We start from the raw sequence: 15,245 nt of genomic DNA, 5'->3' as shown, positions 1-15,245 counted from the left end.
TTGTTTCGCGATCGGGAACGGCCTAGATCAACCGCCAACGATCTTTCGAGAGGACGAGACCATGCTGCGCGACGACATCAATAATGCGGTCAAGGAGGCCATGAAGGCCAAGGACGAGCGCAAGCTGTCCACCCTTCGCATGGTCAATTCGACCCTGAAGAATGCCGACATCGCCGCGCGCGGAGACGGCAAGCCGCCGCTCGAAGACGCCGACATCCTCGCCGTGCTGCAGAAGATGATCAAGCAGCGCCAGGAATCGGTCGAGCTCTACGAGAAAGGCGGCCGCGCCGAGCTCGCCGCCGCCGAGCGCGCGGAGATCGCGGTCATCTCGGCTTATCTGCCGAAGCAGATGAGCGACGACGAGGTCAAGGCGGCCATCTCCACCGCCGTCGCCGAGACCGGCGCTGCCGGGATGAAGGACATGGGCAAGGTCATCGCCGCGCTGAAGGCCAAGTACACGGGTCAGATGGACTTTGCCAAGGCGAGCGCGCTGGTGAAGGCGGCGCTGTCCGGCTGACGGTCGCCGATTGATGCGCGACGAACTGGCCGCGTGAGCGGTGTGCTTCCTCTCCCCGTTCTTACGGGGAGAGGGCTGGGGTGAGGGGCAGCCACGCCAGTGATGCATGTCGTTAGACCTGTATCACCTCACCCGGATTGCATCTTCGATGCAATCCGACCTCTCAGCGCGAGCGACGCTCGTCGCGCCCCCGCATCCGCCTTCGCTCTGCGAGCTACGGCGGACACGAGCGGGGAGAGGTGAACAAACAACCGAGAGGGAAACGCCTCCGCCATGCTCAAGGAAACGTCCGACTACGACCGGCTCTATAGCGACTTCCGCTGGGACATCCCGGCGCAGTTCAACATTGCGGTTGCGACCTGCGACCGCCACGCCGACGGCTCCGAGCGCCTTGCGCTGATCGTCGTCGAGGAGGACGGCGAGGCCCGGCGCGTGTCGTTCGACGAGCTGCGCGCGCACTCCTGCCGCTTCGCCAATGTTCTGAAGGCGGATGGTCTCGCGCAGGGCGACCGCGTCGCCGTGTTCCTGTCGCAGTCGCTGGAGCTGCCGGTCGTCCATCTCGCGGCGTTCCGCGCCGGTCTCGTCTCGGTGCCGCTGTTCACGCTGTTCGGCGAGGACGCGCTGCAGTTCCGCCTGCAGAACTCCGGCGCCAAGGCGCTCGTCACCGACGCCGTGGGTCTGGCGAAGCTCGCGCGCATTCGCGACCAGTTGCCGGAGTTGAAGACGATCTACGTCACGGACGGCGGCGGCAACGGCGCCAAGCCATTCTGGCCGACGCTGGAGTGCGCGTCCGATCAATTCCCGACTGTCGCCACGTCGAGTGACGATCCCGCCATCATCATCTACACCTCCGGCACGACCGGAAATCCAAAAGGCGCGCTACACGCCCATCGCGTGCTGCTCGGCCATCTGCCCAATGTCGAGATGGTGCACGGCTTCCTGCCGAAGCCCGGCGACGTGATGTGGACGCCGGCCGACTGGGCCTGGATCGGCGGGCTGTTCGATGCGCTGTTTCCGGCCTGGTATCATGCAGTCCCCGTGATCGGCTATCGCGCCAGGAAGTTCGTGCCTCAGGCTGCCATGCAGCTGATGGCCGACTACGCCGTGCGCAACGTGTTTCTGCCACCGACCGCGCTCAAGCTGATGCGGCAGGCCAACGTCAGGCACGAGGGCGTCAAGCTGCGCAGCATCCTGACCGGCGGCGAGTCGCTCGGCGCCGAGCTGCTCGGCTGGGTGCGCGCGACCTTCGGCATCGATGCGCACGAGATCTACGGCCAGACCGAATGCAATCTCGTGGTCGGTAACAATGCAAAGCTGTTTCCGATCCGGCCGGGCTCGATGGGCAAGGCTACCCCCGGCTTCGAGGTCCTGATCGTGAACGAGAAGGGCGAGGCGTTGCCGCGCGGTGTCAGAGGCATCATCGGCGTGCGCCAGCCTAATCCCTGCACCATGATCGAATATTGGCGCAATCCGGAGGCGACGCGGACAAAGTTCGCCGGTGACGTGCTCCTCACCGGTGATCTCGGCACCCAGGATGAAGACGGCTATTTCTGGTACGCGAGCCGCGAGGACGACGTCATCACCTCGGCCGGCTATCGCATCGGCCCGGCCGAGATCGAGGACACGCTGCTCAAGCACCCCGCGGTGGCGCTCGCCGCCGTGGTCGGCATTCCCGACCCGGTGCGCACCGAAGCGGTCAAGGCCTGGATCGTGCTGCGGCCGGGCTTCGTTGCAAGTGACACGCTGTCGCGAGAGATCCAGGACTTCGTCAAGGTGAAGCTCGCCGCGCATGAATATCCGCGCCATGTCGAATTTACCGACAGCCTGCCGATGACGGCGACCGGCAAGGTGCTCAGGCGTGAGCTGCGGGCGCGGGGGTAGGATTCTCGTTCGTTTGAACGCGATGGAGCCTCCACGTCGTCATGCCCGGGCTCCGTCCCGGGCATCCACGTCCTTCCCAGGATGCCGAACGACGTGGATGGCCGGGACGGAGCCCGGCCATGACGGTGTGGAGGGAGCCGAACTCAAAGTTGGACCGTCATATGCGATCGCCCTGCCGCTTGCGGGGAGAGGCCGGATTGCATCGAAGATGCAATCCGGGTGAGGGGGGTACAGGTCTGACAACACGGATCACAGGCTGTGGCTGCCCCTCACCCCAACCCTCTCAGCGCGAGCGAAGCTCGTCGCGACCCCGTGAAGAACCGGGAGAGGGAGCGGACTGCCTGTGCCGCGGCAGATCGTATCTCTCATTGAGGCATTTGGAGGCCATACCATCGTCCTCCTGCCCACAAGTTGAAATTGAAATCGCGGCCCTCCCGCTGTTAGCATCGGCGCAAGGAATAACAGTCAGGAGGGTACGCCGATGACCGCATCCGTCTCGGGACGAACCGATCCCGTGGTGCGCCGCATCACCACGGCCGACATTGCCGAGGCCTTGACGCAAGGCCTGCGCGATTTTCAGGCTCGGCCGCTGTTCGGCCTCGCTTTCGGGCTGATCTACGTGCTTGGCGGTATCAGCATCGTGCTGTGCGTCACCGCCTTCGGCATGGTCTATCTCGCTTATCCGCTGGCGGCGGGTTTTGCATTGATCGGCCCGTTCGTTGCGATCGGGCTGTATGAGGTCAGCCGCCGCCGCGAGCTCGGCCAGCCCATCTCCTATGGCGGGATCTGGCGCACGATCACCTCGCGCAGCGAGATCGCCTGGATGGCGTTCGTCACCGTGTTCTTCTTCGTGATCTGGATGTACCAGATCCGGCTCCTGATCGCACTTCTGCTCGGGCTCAACGCCTCGTTCTCCAGCTTCAAGGAATTCATGACGGTGGTGCTGACGACCAACGAGGGCCTGCTGTTCCTCGTGATCGGAAATCTCGATGGCGCCGCGCTGTCGCTGATCCTGTTCTCGCTGACCGTGGTGTCGTTTCCGCTGCTGCTGGAGCGCGACGTCGATTTCGTGACTGCGATGATCACCAGCGTGCGCGCGGTCGTGACCAGTCCGGGGCCGATGATCGGCTGGGCCGCTGTCATCACCGTGCTCTTGATTGTTTCGGCGCTGCCATATTTTCTCGGCCTGCTCGTCACCGTGCCGGTGCTGGGCCATGCGACATGGCATCTCTATCGCCGTATCGTTGCGCCCGCCTGACGCGAAAGCGCGGGCACGACTTGATTGCATGTTCAGCCCGGCGGCCGGGTTGATGGCGACCGACTAAGGTCCCATGGCGGGCACGGGCGGCGCCGCCTAGGATGCACGCAAAATGCGGCTCGGCGGCTGTCCGGCCCGCGCAATATCGGGGGAAGGACGATGCCGGACAACATCGCGCTGTTTGCCACCATCATCCTGCTGCTGCCGATGTTCTATATGCTGCTGGCTGCGCCGGCCTTCCTGCTGGTGAGGCTCGACATCGTGCCGGTGACGCGGCTCCTACGTGGCATGTTCGACTCCTACTTTGTGGCCTTGGCGATCGCGGGCGGGATCGGCATGCTCGCGGTCCTGGCGGACGGCCGTCCGATCCTGGCGCTCGGGATCGCTCTGATCGCCGCCTTTGCGCTGCTGTCGCGCCGCTGGTTTCTGGAGCAGATGGACGCGCGCATCCGCGACCGGGATTCCGGCGACGTGACAGCCGTTCGCCGGCTGCGCTGGCTGCATTGGGGCGGCATGCTGAGCAATGCGGTCCAGGTCGGTGCCGTGCTGGCGTACATTCCCCAGATCGCCGCGGTATCTTAGACGCTGCTATCTCTCGGGCGCCTCGATCTCGGAGCTTCAGCCCAGCTTGGGCTTGCGGTCGTTGCCGACAATGTCGGCGATCACAGCCGTCATCACCAGCGCGCCGCCGGCGAGCGCGCGCCCGCTCGGGAGCTCTGCAAAGGCGAGCCAGACCCAGAACGGCATCAGCGGCGTCTCCAGAGTGGCGATCAGCGATGCTCGGCCTGACGGCAGCAGCCTGACGCCAAGCGAGAAGAACGTGAGTCCGAGCGCGACCTGAAATAATCCGAACATCGCCAGCGTGCCGATGTCGAGCGCCGAGACGGCAAACAGGTCATGCGCGAATGGAACGCTGATCGTCGCACCGAGCACGTTGGACACGGCCGCTGCCGCCACCATCGGCGTATCCTTGTGCCTGCGCATCGCCACTGTCATGGCGGCAAAAGCCAGCATCATCACGACGGCCAGCCCGACCGCACGATAATCAGCTGCTGTGACGGCGCCGCTCACCGTGACCGCGATGCCGCTGAACGCGACGAGGCTCGCCAGCATCGTCGCAATGGAGGGCGCCTCGCGTAGCCACAACCAGGCGATCGCCGTCGTTGTGAAGGGCTGGGCGGCGATGACGATCGCGACATTGGCCGTGCTCGTCAGTTGCAGAGCCGGGATGAATGCCAGCATCGCGAGGGCCGAGAGGCAGGCAACCAGCGCGCCGCCTGCACCCAATCGGATGAGGCTCCTCGCTCCATGCCAGCCTTGAGCAAGCACCAGAAACAACGCGATGAAGCCGCCGCCGAACAGGCCGCGCCAGAACAGGATGGTCCAGGAATCGAAGTGCAGCAGCCGAGTGAAGAACGGTGCGGTGCTCCAGGCGATCGCAGCTGCAGCCACGAGCGCAATGCCGGCACGATGTTGAGATTGAACGTCTGGCATCAGGCCCCGACGGGAGGCAGGAAGACTTTTCGTGTCGTCACGATCCCACGCTGCTCAGGGCATTGACAAGATCGATCTCGGCGGCCGCCATCACGGCACCTCGATCCCCATCGCCTTCAACGCCGCGAGCATGCGCGTCGGCGGCGCCATCTTGATCGCAAGCGGCTTGCCGGTTTCGAGCACGCTCTTCAGGCTCGACAGGATCGCTGGCCAGCCCTGGCGTCCGCCGGACAGGATGTCGTCGGAGAGTGGCCGCTCATGCGATTCGGTCATCGTGAGCCGCACGGTGTCGCCGGCCGGCTCGATCTCATAAGTGACGAGGGTCCGCCCGAGCGCGTCGACGAGCCCCGGCCAGTTGACGTCCCACGTCACGGTCAGCCGCTGCGGCGGCTCGCAGACGATCACCTCGCCGCTGATATGCTCGGAGCCATCGGGCGCGCGCACGACGAAGGCGCCGCCCGCCCTCAGTTCGGCTTCGACGGCGAAGCCGAAGAAGTATTGCCGGCTGAACTCGGCCGAGGTCAGCGCCTGCCACACCTTCTCAGGGCTGGCGGCGATGTAGATCGTGTAGACGGTGGCGGGCCTGAACTTTGCAAGATCCATCGCTCAGACTCCCTTGCCGAGCGCTGACATCGGGATCGCCAGCGCCGTTCCGGTCTCCAGCAGACTTTTTAGGCCGGACATGATCGCGGGCCAGCCGTTGGAAACCGCATCGAGCAATCTCCCCGCCCCTTCGAAGCCTTCATGTGTCAGGGTCAGCTTGACGGAGTTGCCGTGCGGTTCGATCGCGAACACGACCTTGGTCGGCTGCTCGTTGCGAAACTCGTCTTTCAGGATGTGCTGGAAGGTGTAGGAGAGCCGGCGTGGCGGATCGAACTCCAGAATCTGGCCGACATCCGTCGTCATCCCATCGGTCACCAGCGCGAACGGCGAGCCGACGCGCCAGTCGGAATGCAGTTCGGTGCCGAACCAGTAGCGCTTCGCGAATTCGTTTGATGTCAGCGCTTCCCACAACTTCTCGGGCGTCGTCGCGATATACGTGACGTAGACGAATTCGGGCTTACTCATCGCGCTCCTCCAATTGCCGCTTCAACGCGCTGAGCGCGGCGAGTTTGCCGCGCTCGAATTTCTTGATCCAGCGCTCCCCGATGTGATGGATCGGCACCGGATTGAGATAGTGCAGCTTCTCGCGGCCATGCCGGATCGTCGCGACCAGATTGGCCGCTTCCAGAATGGCAAGGTGCTTGGTCACGGCCTGTCGCGTCATCGCGAGGCCGTCGCAGAGTTCGGTCAGGGTTTGCCCGTTCCGCGCGTGGAGCCTGTCGAGCAGGGCGCGTCGTGAGCCGTCCGCAAGCGCCTTGAAGACATCGTCCATGATCTCGAGAATAGGCAACCAATCGGTTGCGTGTCAAGTCAGCAGTATTCGGCTTCGCTGGTGCTGGGGCGAGACTTCCATCGGTCGACATGTCGTGCATTAGTAAGGGCCTCATTCGCACCGAGGCGCCTCATGTCCCTGCAAGTCTATCTCGCTTTCGTCGCCGCCTGCATCGCGCTGGCGCTGCTGCCCGGTCCCGTGGTCACGCTGTTGATCGGCAATGGCCTGCGCCATGGAACCCGCGCCGCGCTGATCAACATCGCCGGCGTGCAGACTGGGCTTGCGATCGCGATCGGCGTCGTTGCCGTCGGCCTGACGTCGCTGATGGCCACCATGGGCTACTGGTTCGAATGGGTGCGGTTGATCGGCGCCGCCTATCTGGTGTGGCTCGGCGTCCAGCTCATCCGCTCACCGGTCGAGGGCATCGCCGCGGGCGAGGCGCCGCCCCTGCCGCCGCGCGGCGGCTTCTTCCTGCAGGGTCTGCTGGTGCTGCTGTCGAACCCCAAGGTGATGGTGTTCTTCGGCGCGTTCCTGCCGCAGTTCATGGACATGAGCCGGGATCACGTGCCGCAGGTCGGACTGCTCGGCGTCACATTCATGGTGATCGGGGGCCTCACCGACGCGGTTTATGCGCTGCTCGCCGGCCGCGCGCGCAAGCTGTTCTCGGCAGAGCGCACGCGGCTGGTGTCGCGCCTCTCCGGCGGCTTCATGATCGGCGGCGGTCTGTGGCTGGCGCTGACGCGGGCACGGTGAGCCCGCCTTCAGCCCTCGGCTCATGTTCGGTTATGGGCGCCTCGGACGTCTATTCGACGAGGCGTGGTCGCGGGCGGAATTCCAGGCCCGCATAAACGTCACGCAGCTCGAGTATGACGTTTAGCTTGTCCAAGTGAATGACGGCATCGAGTCCCTTCAGCACGACGTCCGTCCACGCGCCGCCTGCATCGCGTGAATATAGGTGCGCGTTGGGACTGTCGGTGTCGATGAACAGGATGTCGTCGAGGCACGGCAGCGCCTGATATTCGGCGAGCTTGACGGTCACGTCGAATCCGCCGGTCGTGGGTGACAGCACCTCGACTAGCAACGCCGGTCGGTCTGCGACCAGCGAATCCTCATCGGGCTTGCCGCAATCGACCCCCAGATCCGGCATGCGACGGGTCGACGGGGTGGTGACGACATAAGTATCGCCGGTGAAGGTTTGGCACGGACCATTTCGGGTTTGCGCGTGCAGCGCCGCCGTCAGGTTCACCACGATCGCATCGTGTCGGCGCCCGGCGCCGGCCATCATGACGACCTCGCCATCGACGAGCTCGTAACGTGCGTCCTGTGCCGTCACCCAGGAGAAGAACTGCTCGGGCGTGACCGACGCCGGATCGACCTTGATGTTCATGCAGGAATGCCTGTTTCGCCCAATTATAGGCGATGCAGTCGGTCAGCGGAAGCATGGCTCAGGGGCAGCATCGCCGCCTGCCGATCCCGCCGCGCCGACCGGCCGTTACAGGCCGATCGTACCCTTCACCACCGGCGCGACGGCGCCGCCGATCCAGATTGTGTCGCCGTCCTGCGCGACATGGACGCGGCCGGCGCGGCCGAGGGCGGTGCCCTGGGACGCGACATAGTGCTTCGGAGCAATTCCGGCGCCGACCAGCCATTGCGCCAGACTTGCATTGAGGCTGCCTGTGACGGGGTCCTCCGCGCCGCTCCAGGTGAAGGCGCGAACCTCGTAGTTGGCGTCACGTCCATCCCTTGCGGGGTCCCACGGCGCGACGACGCCGACCGGCTGTTGCGACAGGGCCTGAACGTTGAACCTGATGTTCAGCACATCCTGGCGCGAGTCCATCAGCACGCCGATCCAGCCGGGACCGTTGTCGGCCCACTGTACGGCGCGCATCGCCTCCGGCTTCACGCCGAGCGCGGCGGCGATTTTCGCCGTGAGCTCGGCATCGACGGCGCCTGAGCGGCGCAGCGGCGGCGCCGCGAAGGCGAGTCGGTCACCGTCGCGCTTGATGCGCACGAGACCCGCGCCGCATTCCTGCACCACGTGCTCTCCCTTCGGGCGGCCGCCGAGCGCAAGCCAGACGTAGGCCGAGCCGAGCGTCGGATGGCCTGCAAAAGGCAGCTCGCGCTGCGGCGTGAAGATGCGCACGCGGTAATCAGCGCTCGGATCCTGAGCACGTGACAGGAAGGTCGTCTCGGACAGGTTGGTCCAGTTGGCGATCGCCCGCATCGCCGCATCGTCGAGGCCGTCGGCCTCGGCGATCACGGCAAGCGGGTTGCCCTTGAACGGCACCGCGGAGAACACGTCGACTTGATGGAATGGAAGCGTCGGCATTGCTGTGTCCTCCTCGAGGTCGTTCTCAGTCGCGCCAGAACGGCTTGTTGGCCTCTTGCTGAACAACCATCGGATCGAGTCCGCAGTCGCGCATCTGCTCGGCGTCGAGCATCGCGAGCTCGGAGCGCCAGAACAGGCGCTGCAGCCAGAGTTGCGGAGCCTGGAGCAAATTGCTCTTTCCGTGGGCAACTTGCGGAGTTGCCCAACGCTGCGCCAGGGAATATGCCATGTGTCACCTATTGCTCTTCAATTGCGTTGTTCGAAGAGCAATTACGCAGTACATATCTCGGTGCAATCGAAACATTGCTCTCGGTGCAATATAGCATGAATGTGTCGTATACGGCCCTGGTTGACGACATTTCCGAAGACATCGCCAGCGGCCGCCTGAAGGCCGGCGACCGGCTGCCGCCGCAGCGCCAGTTCGCCTATGAGCGGGGAATTGCCGCATCCACGGCAGCCCGCGTCTATGCCGAATTATTGCGCAGAGGCCTCGTGGTGGGCGAGGTCGGACGCGGCACCTTCGTCGCGGGGCAGGCGGCGCCGGTGCCACCGTCGTTGCGGCTGGAGCCGTTCGACGGCCGCATCGATCTCGAGTTCAATTTTCCGACACTGCCCGATCAGGCGGCAATGATCGCGAAATCGATGGCGGTCTGGCAGCGGCCGGAGAAGCTCGCGCCGGTGCTCGCGCCGATCACGCAGCGCCGGCTCGCCGAAGCCGGTCGCACCGCTGCGGCGTTTTTCGCAAGCGACCGGTGGCGCCCGCGCGCGGAAAACTTCGTCTTCGCCGGTAGCGGGCGGCAGTCGCTGGCTGCGGCGATCTCGGCGCTGGTGCCGGTCGGCGGCCGGCTCGGTGTCGAGGCCGTCACCTATCCGATGATCAAGGGCATCGCAGCGCGGCTCGGCGTCACCCTGGTGCCGCTCGCGATGGACGGCGAGGGCATCCGCCCGGATGCGCTGACCAAGGCGCATCGCAGCAGTGCGCTCAACGCGATCTACATCCAGCCGGTGATGCAGAATCCGCTCGGTCTGACGATGAGCGAGGCGAGGCGCGAAGACATCGTTCGGCTCGTGCGTAAGCACGAGCTGATGATCATCGAGGATCTGGTCTACGGCTTTCTCAGCGACCAGGTCTCGCTGGCGACGCAGGCCGAGGAGCGCGTCGTCATCGTCGACAGCCTCGCCAAGCGGCTCGCGCCCGGCATTGCGGTGGGCTTCCTCTATGTGCCGTCAGCAATGCGCGAAAAATTCGCTGCCACGGTACGCACGGGTGCCTGGTCGGTGACGTCGCTCGCGCTGGCCGCCGGCATGGGGCTGCTGGCCGACGGCACCGCGGCCGAGATCACCCGGCGCAAGCGCGCCGATGCACTGGTCAGGCAGGCGATCGTCGCCGAATGTCTCGGCGGCCATCACATCGAGGCCGATCCCCGCTCCTACCATGTCTGGCTGTATCTGCCGGAGGGCTGGCGCGCCGAAGCCTTGACGGCTGCGGCCGCGCGCGCGGGCATCGCAATCACCCCGGCGAGCGCCTTCGCCGTGGCCCACGGCCATTCACCGAACGCGGTGCGGCTCGCGCTGGGCCTGCCGAGCCACGATGATCTCAGGACGGCACTGTGGCGGCTCGCCGGCCTGCTCGCGCATCACGACTCCTCCGATATGACGGAGTAGCGAGCTAGAGCATGATCCGGAAAAGTGGAAACCGGTTTTCCGAAAAGATCATGCTCAAACAAAGAGATGAGATCATGATGCGATTCCGCGGAATCGCATCATGATCTAAGCGAGGCCTTCGCTGCGCAGCTTGATCTCGATCTCGCCGAGGATGCGGATCAGGCGCTCGGCCCAGCGCTGCTGCCCCTCGGGCTCGGCGATCTCGTCCTGCCGGATCTCGATGCCGGATGTAATGAGGCCGCGGGCCTCGCCATGCACCGGGATGGTGTAGTCGGTGCCATTGCCGACCGCGTAGGGCTGGTTGTCGCCCACGACGAGATCGGGCTCGGCTCGCAGCGCCGTCAGCAGCAACGGCGGCAGGATGCGGTCGTGCTGATACAGCGTGCCGATGTGCCAGGGCCTCGCGATGCCGGCATAGACCGGCGTGAAGCTGTGCAGCGACACCAGCACGGTCGGCCGTCCCAGGGCCTTGCGTTCATCGAGCACGGCGGTGATGCGGTCGTGATAGGGATCGAAGACATCGCGGCGCCGGAGCTCGACGTCCTCGTGCGTCAGGCCCTCATTGCCGGGGATCGTCGTGCGCTCGCTGATCATGGGAATCGAGTTCGGCGCCTTCGGCGAGCGGTTGCAGTCGATTACCAGCCGCGAATAGCGCTGCGCCAGAAGATGCGCATCGAGCGCGCGCGACACGGCTTCCGCCACGCCTGCGATGCCGATGTCCCAGGCGATGTGCCGCTCCAGCTCGCTCTCATCAAGGCCGAGATCGCCGAGCGCCCGCGGCAGCAGGCGGCCATAGTGATCACTGGTCAACAGGAACGCAGACGTTCCACCGACGTTGTGCTCCAGCACGGGCGGAACTTCGTCCGGCTGAAGGAGTCGATGAGTGTTGCTTGTGCCGGACGTGGTCATGCTGTCTCTCGTTGCTGCATGAAGCGGCAGACCGATCTCGAATTGAGCAGAAGGATGAAGATTTGGCCGGCGGGCATCATGTTGGTCGCCCGAACGATGCTGATTCTGGCGATCATTCACAAGACAGAAGTTCGCAATGGGCTTACGGTCCACGGTGATGACGAGGCTGGCACAACGTGCCGCCCGCACGGGGCGAGGGAGACTTCATGCTGATCAAGGTTGGATTCGAGATCGCCTATGCGGCCCCGGCGGCAACGCCGATGGTGATCATGCTGTCGATCCACCCCTCGCGCTTTGCGGACATCGTCGGCACTGAGACGATCACGACCGAGCCCAAAGTGCCGATCAAATTCTACAACGACAGCTTCGGCAATCTGTGCGGACGGTTGGTGGCGCCGGCCGGCGGCGTCACCTTCCACGGCAGCGCCATCGTCTGCGACAGCGGGCAGCCGGATGTGAGCAATCCCGGTGCCCAGCAACTGCCGATCGAGCAGCTGCCGGACGAACTGCTGCTCTATCTGATGCCGAGCCGCTATTGCGAGACCGACAAGCTGGCCGAGGTCGCCTGGTCGTTGTTCGGCAGCGCGCCGGCGGGGTGGGCGCGCGTGCAGGCGATCTGCGACTTCGTGCACCGCCACGTCACGTTCGGCTATGAGCACGCCCACGCCATGAAGTCGGCGCACGACGTCTATCAGCAGCGCGCCGGCGTGTGCCGCGACTTCGCCCATCTCGCGCTGACCTTCTGCCGCTGCATGGGCATTCCGGCGCGCTACTGCACCGGCTATCTCGGCGACATCGGCGTGCCGCCGGATCCCGCGCCGATGGATTTCTCCGGCTGGTTCGAGGTCTATCTCTCGGGCCGGTGGTACACGTTCGATGCCCGCCACAACGCCGCGCGCATCGGCCGTGTCCTGATGGCGACCGGGCGGGACGCCGCCGACGTCGCGCTGTCCACGAGCTTCGGCCTGATGACCTTGACCAAATTCCACGTCATCAGCGACGAGATCGTGGCCGCCTGAGCGGACCCTCTTGTGGCCGCTTCGCTTCGCGCGCGATCGCCGCTATAGACGAGGCATGACCTCCGACCTGCTCTTCGTCTACGGCACCCTGATGCGCGGCTTCGACCATCCGATGGCGCGGCTGCTGTCGGCCAATGCCGACTTCGTCGCGGAGGCGAGCTGTCGCGGCCGGCTCTACCGCATCCAGCATTACCCCGGCCTCGTGCTGTCGGACGACGCGGCCGAGCTGGTCCACGGCGAGGTGTTCCGGCTGCGCCAGCCGGAGCCGATGCTGCGCGAGTTCGACATGTACGAGGCCTGCGGCGAGGGTTTTGCCGCGCCGACCGAATATCTGCGCCGGCGTCTTGCCGTCACGCTCGCCGGCGGCAGCGCCTGTGAGGCCTGGACCTATGTCTACAACTGGCCGGTCAATGAGGCGGCGCGGATCGTCTCGGGGCGGTTCCTGGCGCCGTAGCCCATTGCTTCGCGCGCCCTGGAATGACGGCACCTGTGTAAAGACGGGATAAGTCGGATAAGCCCCGCGATTGCCGGACTCATCAAGCCCGCCCATATATGCCTACTCGATTGGCACAGGACCACCGCCCCGCCCATGGCCCGCTTCACGCCGGAATTTCTCGATGAGCTGCGCGCCCGGCTTCCGGTCTCGGATGTCGTCGGCAAGCGCGTCAAGCTCAAGAAATCGGGGCGCGAGTGGAAGGGCCTGTCGCCGTTCCAGCAGGAGAAGACGCCGTCCTTCTACGTCAACGACCAGAAGGGCTTCTATCACGACTTCTCCTCCGGCAAACACGGCAACATCTTCGACTTCGTGATGGAGACCGAGGGCTGCAGCTTCCCCGAGGCCGTCGAGCGGCTGGCCGGGGTCGCCGGTCTGGCGCTGCCGGCGGTGACGCCGGATGCGGCGCGCCAGGAGCGGCAGCGCAAGACGCTGTACGACGTGATGGAGCTGGCGGCGAAATTCTTCGCCGACACCTTGGCCTCGCGCCACGGCGCGCGGGCGCGCGGCTATCTCGCCGACCGCGCGATCCTGCCGCAGACGCAGCTGCAGTTCCGCATCGGCTATGCATCGCCGGATCGTTTCGCGCTGAAGGAATATCTCGGCGCCCAGGGCGTGCCCGTGCCCGACATGGTCGAGGCCGGGCTGCTGGTCGCCGGCGACGACATTCCCGTGCCGTACGACCGCTTCCGCGACCGCGTGATGTTCCCGATCACCGACCTGCGCGGCCGCGTCATCGCCTTCGGCGGCCGCGCGCTGCAGAAGGACGTGCCGGCGAAATACCTGAACTCTCCCGAGACGCCGCTCTTCCACAAGGGCGACAATCTCTACAACCTCCCCAGCGCCCGCCAGGCCACGCATAACGGCGCGCCGCTGATCGTGGTCGAGGGTTATGTCGACGTCATCGCGCTGGTCGCGGCGGGCTTTGCCGGCGCCGTGGCGCCGCTCGGCACCGCGCTGACCGAGAGCCAGCTTGCGCTGATCTGGAAGATGGTCGACGAGCCGATCCTCTGCTTCGACGGCGACCGCGCCGGCCAGAAGGCGGCTTATCGTGCTGCGGATCTCGCTTTGCCGCATCTCAAGCCCGGCAAGAGCCTGCGCTTCGCGCTGCTGCCGGAAGGCCAGGACCCTGACGATCTCGTCCGCTCCGGCGGCCGCGGCGCGGTCGAGGAGGTGCTCGGTGTGGCCAAGCCGCTCGCCGAGGTGATCTGGTCCCGCGAGACCGAGGGCGGCGGCTTCACCACGCCGGAGCGCCGCGCCGCGCTGGAGGCCCGGATCGGCCAGCTCACCACCGGCATCGGCGACGAGGTGGTGCGCCGCTATTACAAGCAGGACCTCAGCGAGCGGCTGTACCGGGCGTTCGCGCCGGAGGGCGGCGGCCGAGGCTATGGCCGCGGCTATGGTGCCGAATCAGGACGCCGCTTCGGCGCCCGCAGTCCCGGTTCCGGACAGTCGTCGGGGCGGTTATCCACAGGGGGCGGCGGCAACGGCCGCCGCGGCGGTCCGCCATCCACAGGGCCGGGCCTCGCCCGCGGACCCTACCAGGCCGCGAGCCCGCAGCTCGCCATGAGCCCGATCATGCGCGGCCAGCGCTCGGCGATCTCGCGCCGCGAGGCCCTGATCCTGCAGTGCCTGATCAACCACCCCTGGCTGCTGCACGACCATCTCGAGGAGGTTGCAGCACTCGAGCTGGCCCACCCCGAGGCGCACAAGCTGCGGGCTGCCGTCATCGCCGCCTTCGCCCATGACCATCATCATTCGCCGGATCCGGACGAGCAGGCCGAGAAGATGCGTGCCGATCTGGAGAAAGGCGGATTCACCGAGCTTCTTCAACGGGTTGAACGGGCGATCACGACCGCGGCGGTGTGGGCGACCAAGTCGGGGGCGGCGCGCGATGACGTTCTTGCGACCTGGCATCAACTCGTCGCCTTGCATCGGCAATGGCACTCATTACTTAGGGAATTGAAGGATGCCGAGGTGGCGCTGGGCGAGGAGCCGAGCGAGGCCAACATGGGCTGGTTGAGGGACTTGAAGGCCAGGATGGCCGAGGTGGACGGGACCGAAGCGCTCATCGAAGGCTTCGGTGAATTGTCCGGTCGCTTCAATCGTAGTGTGTAGACCCGCCGCCCGGCGCCCTGCCGCGACTGAGCACATTTCGCCGCATTCCGGCCGCCTCGGTTCCGGGATGCGCAAAAGGACTCGCCAAACCCATGGTTTGGCTGCAAAAACAGGGTTAATCGAAGTTTAAGACGTCCGGAGCATTTTCCTGCGAGTGAGGGGTCGGTTTCGCTGTCGGACACTACGC

17 protein-coding genes are annotated in these 15,245 nt (G+C 65.5%); 9 read left to right on the top strand and 8 right to left on the bottom strand.

Going from position 1 to position 15,245, the window contains the following annotated elements:
- The first annotated feature begins 61 nt into the window (after nt 1-61).
- From LQG66_RS18320 to LQG66_RS18305, 4 genes are all read left to right on the top strand, one after another.
- Nucleotides 62-517, top strand: coding sequence for a GatB/YqeY domain-containing protein (locus LQG66_RS18320; RefSeq protein ID WP_231327845.1), 456 nt, complete (start codon nt 62-64; stop codon nt 515-517).
- 273 nt (nt 518-790) lie between these two features.
- Nucleotides 791-2,398, top strand: a complete 1,608-nt coding sequence (locus LQG66_RS18315) for an acyl-CoA synthetase (protein ID WP_231327570.1) — start codon at nt 791-793, stop codon at nt 2,396-2,398.
- A 481-nt stretch (nt 2,399-2,879) separates the two neighbouring features.
- Nucleotides 2,880-3,656: a DUF2189 domain-containing protein gene (locus tag LQG66_RS18310; RefSeq protein WP_231327569.1), complete on the top strand. Its 777-nt coding sequence runs from the start codon at nt 2,880-2,882 to the stop codon at nt 3,654-3,656.
- A gap of 159 nt (nt 3,657-3,815) precedes the next feature.
- A complete protein-coding gene (locus LQG66_RS18305; protein WP_231327568.1) occupies nt 3,816-4,238 on the top strand; it encodes a hypothetical protein in 423 nt (140 codons plus the stop codon).
- A gap of 36 nt (nt 4,239-4,274) precedes the next feature.
- Here LQG66_RS18305 and LQG66_RS18300 read toward each other — a convergent pair whose 3' ends face one another.
- From LQG66_RS18300 to LQG66_RS18285, 4 genes are all read right to left on the bottom strand, one after another.
- Complete coding sequence (locus LQG66_RS18300; protein WP_345778951.1) at nt 4,275-5,150, bottom strand: DMT family transporter; 876 nt, start codon at nt 5,148-5,150, stop codon at nt 4,275-4,277.
- A gap of 90 nt (nt 5,151-5,240) precedes the next feature.
- A complete protein-coding gene (locus LQG66_RS18295; protein ID WP_231327566.1) occupies nt 5,241-5,753 on the bottom strand; it encodes an SRPBCC family protein in 513 nt (170 codons plus the stop codon).
- Between the two features lie 3 nt (nt 5,754-5,756).
- Nucleotides 5,757-6,218: an SRPBCC family protein gene (locus LQG66_RS18290; RefSeq protein WP_231327565.1), complete on the bottom strand. Its 462-nt coding sequence runs from the start codon at nt 6,216-6,218 to the stop codon at nt 5,757-5,759.
- Nucleotides 6,211-6,525: an ArsR/SmtB family transcription factor gene (locus LQG66_RS18285; protein ID WP_231327564.1), complete on the bottom strand. Its 315-nt coding sequence runs from the start codon at nt 6,523-6,525 to the stop codon at nt 6,211-6,213. The genes LQG66_RS18290 and LQG66_RS18285 overlap by 8 nt, the downstream gene beginning before the upstream one ends.
- 132 nt (nt 6,526-6,657) lie before the next feature.
- On the opposite strand from LQG66_RS18285, the gene LQG66_RS18280 reads away from it, so the two are divergent.
- Entirely contained in the window at nt 6,658-7,278 is a 621-nt protein-coding gene (locus LQG66_RS18280) for a LysE family translocator (RefSeq protein WP_231327563.1), read from the top strand.
- 49 nt (nt 7,279-7,327) lie between these two features.
- Here the strand turns inward: LQG66_RS18280 and LQG66_RS18275 are convergent, their stop codons facing one another.
- From LQG66_RS18275 to LQG66_RS18265, 3 genes are all read right to left on the bottom strand, one after another.
- Nucleotides 7,328-7,912, bottom strand: coding sequence for a Uma2 family endonuclease (locus LQG66_RS18275; protein ID WP_231327562.1), 585 nt, complete (start codon nt 7,910-7,912; stop codon nt 7,328-7,330).
- Nucleotides 7,913-8,017: 105 nt separating this feature from the next.
- Entirely contained in the window at nt 8,018-8,854 is an 837-nt protein-coding gene (locus tag LQG66_RS18270) for a PhzF family phenazine biosynthesis protein (protein WP_231327561.1), read from the bottom strand.
- A gap of 25 nt (nt 8,855-8,879) precedes the next feature.
- Entirely contained in the window at nt 8,880-9,023 is a 144-nt protein-coding gene (locus LQG66_RS18265) for a DUF1127 domain-containing protein (protein ID WP_231327560.1), read from the bottom strand.
- Nucleotides 9,024-9,109: 86 nt separating this feature from the next.
- Here LQG66_RS18265 and LQG66_RS18260 point away from each other — a divergent pair, with 86 nt between their 5' ends.
- A complete protein-coding gene (locus LQG66_RS18260) occupies nt 9,110-10,519 on the top strand; it encodes an aminotransferase-like domain-containing protein (RefSeq protein WP_231327559.1) in 1,410 nt (469 codons plus the stop codon).
- A 105-nt stretch (nt 10,520-10,624) separates the two neighbouring features.
- Here the strand turns inward: LQG66_RS18260 and LQG66_RS18255 are convergent, their stop codons facing one another.
- Nucleotides 10,625-11,428: an N-formylglutamate amidohydrolase gene (locus LQG66_RS18255; protein ID WP_231327558.1), complete on the bottom strand. Its 804-nt coding sequence runs from the start codon at nt 11,426-11,428 to the stop codon at nt 10,625-10,627.
- Nucleotides 11,429-11,634: 206 nt separating this feature from the next.
- Between LQG66_RS18255 and LQG66_RS18250 the strand changes: the two genes are divergently transcribed.
- The 3 genes from LQG66_RS18250 (at nt 11,635) to dnaG (ending at nt 15,058) form a co-directional block, all read left to right on the top strand.
- Nucleotides 11,635-12,447, top strand: coding sequence for a transglutaminase-like domain-containing protein (locus tag LQG66_RS18250; RefSeq protein WP_231327557.1), 813 nt, complete (start codon nt 11,635-11,637; stop codon nt 12,445-12,447).
- Between the two features lie 55 nt (nt 12,448-12,502).
- On the top strand, nt 12,503-12,901 hold the full coding sequence (locus LQG66_RS18245; RefSeq protein WP_231327556.1) for a gamma-glutamylcyclotransferase family protein: 399 nt from the start codon (nt 12,503-12,505) through the stop codon (nt 12,899-12,901).
- 135 nt (nt 12,902-13,036) lie between these two features.
- The gene (dnaG, locus tag LQG66_RS18240; protein ID WP_231327555.1) at nt 13,037-15,058 is read left to right on the top strand and encodes a DNA primase; all 2,022 of its coding nucleotides are present in this window, start codon (nt 13,037-13,039) and stop codon (nt 15,056-15,058) included.
- The last annotated feature ends 187 nt before the right edge of the window (nt 15,059-15,245 follow it).

The sequence above is a fragment of the Bradyrhizobium ontarionense genome (assembly GCF_021088345.1).
In the GTDB taxonomy this organism is placed as follows: Bacteria; Pseudomonadota; Alphaproteobacteria; order Rhizobiales; family Xanthobacteraceae; genus Bradyrhizobium; species Bradyrhizobium ontarionense.
This window is presented reverse-complemented; position numbering and strand designations above follow the sequence as displayed.

Bases quoted from the DNA above. Each gene is read 5' to 3' on its own strand.
- LQG66_RS18320 (WP_231327845.1), top strand. From the start codon at position 62: ATGCTGCGCGACGACATCAATAATGCGGTCAAGGAGGCCATGAAGGCC.
- LQG66_RS18315 (WP_231327570.1), top strand. From the start codon at position 791: ATGCTCAAGGAAACGTCCGACTACGACCGGCTCTATAGCGACTTCCGC.
- LQG66_RS18310 (WP_231327569.1), top strand. From the start codon at position 2,880: ATGACCGCATCCGTCTCGGGACGAACCGATCCCGTGGTGCGCCGCATC.
- LQG66_RS18305 (WP_231327568.1), top strand. From the start codon at position 3,816: ATGCCGGACAACATCGCGCTGTTTGCCACCATCATCCTGCTGCTGCCG.
- LQG66_RS18300 (WP_345778951.1), bottom strand. From the start codon at position 5,150: ATGCCAGACGTTCAATCTCAACATCGTGCCGGCATTGCGCTCGTGGCT.
- LQG66_RS18295 (WP_231327566.1), bottom strand. From the start codon at position 5,753: ATGGATCTTGCAAAGTTCAGGCCCGCCACCGTCTACACGATCTACATC.
- LQG66_RS18290 (WP_231327565.1), bottom strand. From the start codon at position 6,218: ATGAGTAAGCCCGAATTCGTCTACGTCACGTATATCGCGACGACGCCC.
- LQG66_RS18285 (WP_231327564.1), bottom strand. From the start codon at position 6,525: ATGGACGATGTCTTCAAGGCGCTTGCGGACGGCTCACGACGCGCCCTG.
- LQG66_RS18280 (WP_231327563.1), top strand. From the start codon at position 6,658: ATGTCCCTGCAAGTCTATCTCGCTTTCGTCGCCGCCTGCATCGCGCTG.
- LQG66_RS18275 (WP_231327562.1), bottom strand. From the start codon at position 7,912: ATGAACATCAAGGTCGATCCGGCGTCGGTCACGCCCGAGCAGTTCTTC.
- LQG66_RS18270 (WP_231327561.1), bottom strand. From the start codon at position 8,854: ATGCCGACGCTTCCATTCCATCAAGTCGACGTGTTCTCCGCGGTGCCG.
- LQG66_RS18255 (WP_231327558.1), bottom strand. From the start codon at position 11,428: ATGACCACGTCCGGCACAAGCAACACTCATCGACTCCTTCAGCCGGAC.
- LQG66_RS18250 (WP_231327557.1), top strand. From the start codon at position 11,635: ATGCTGATCAAGGTTGGATTCGAGATCGCCTATGCGGCCCCGGCGGCA.
- LQG66_RS18245 (WP_231327556.1), top strand. From the start codon at position 12,503: ATGACCTCCGACCTGCTCTTCGTCTACGGCACCCTGATGCGCGGCTTC.
- dnaG (WP_231327555.1), top strand. From the start codon at position 13,037: ATGGCCCGCTTCACGCCGGAATTTCTCGATGAGCTGCGCGCCCGGCTT.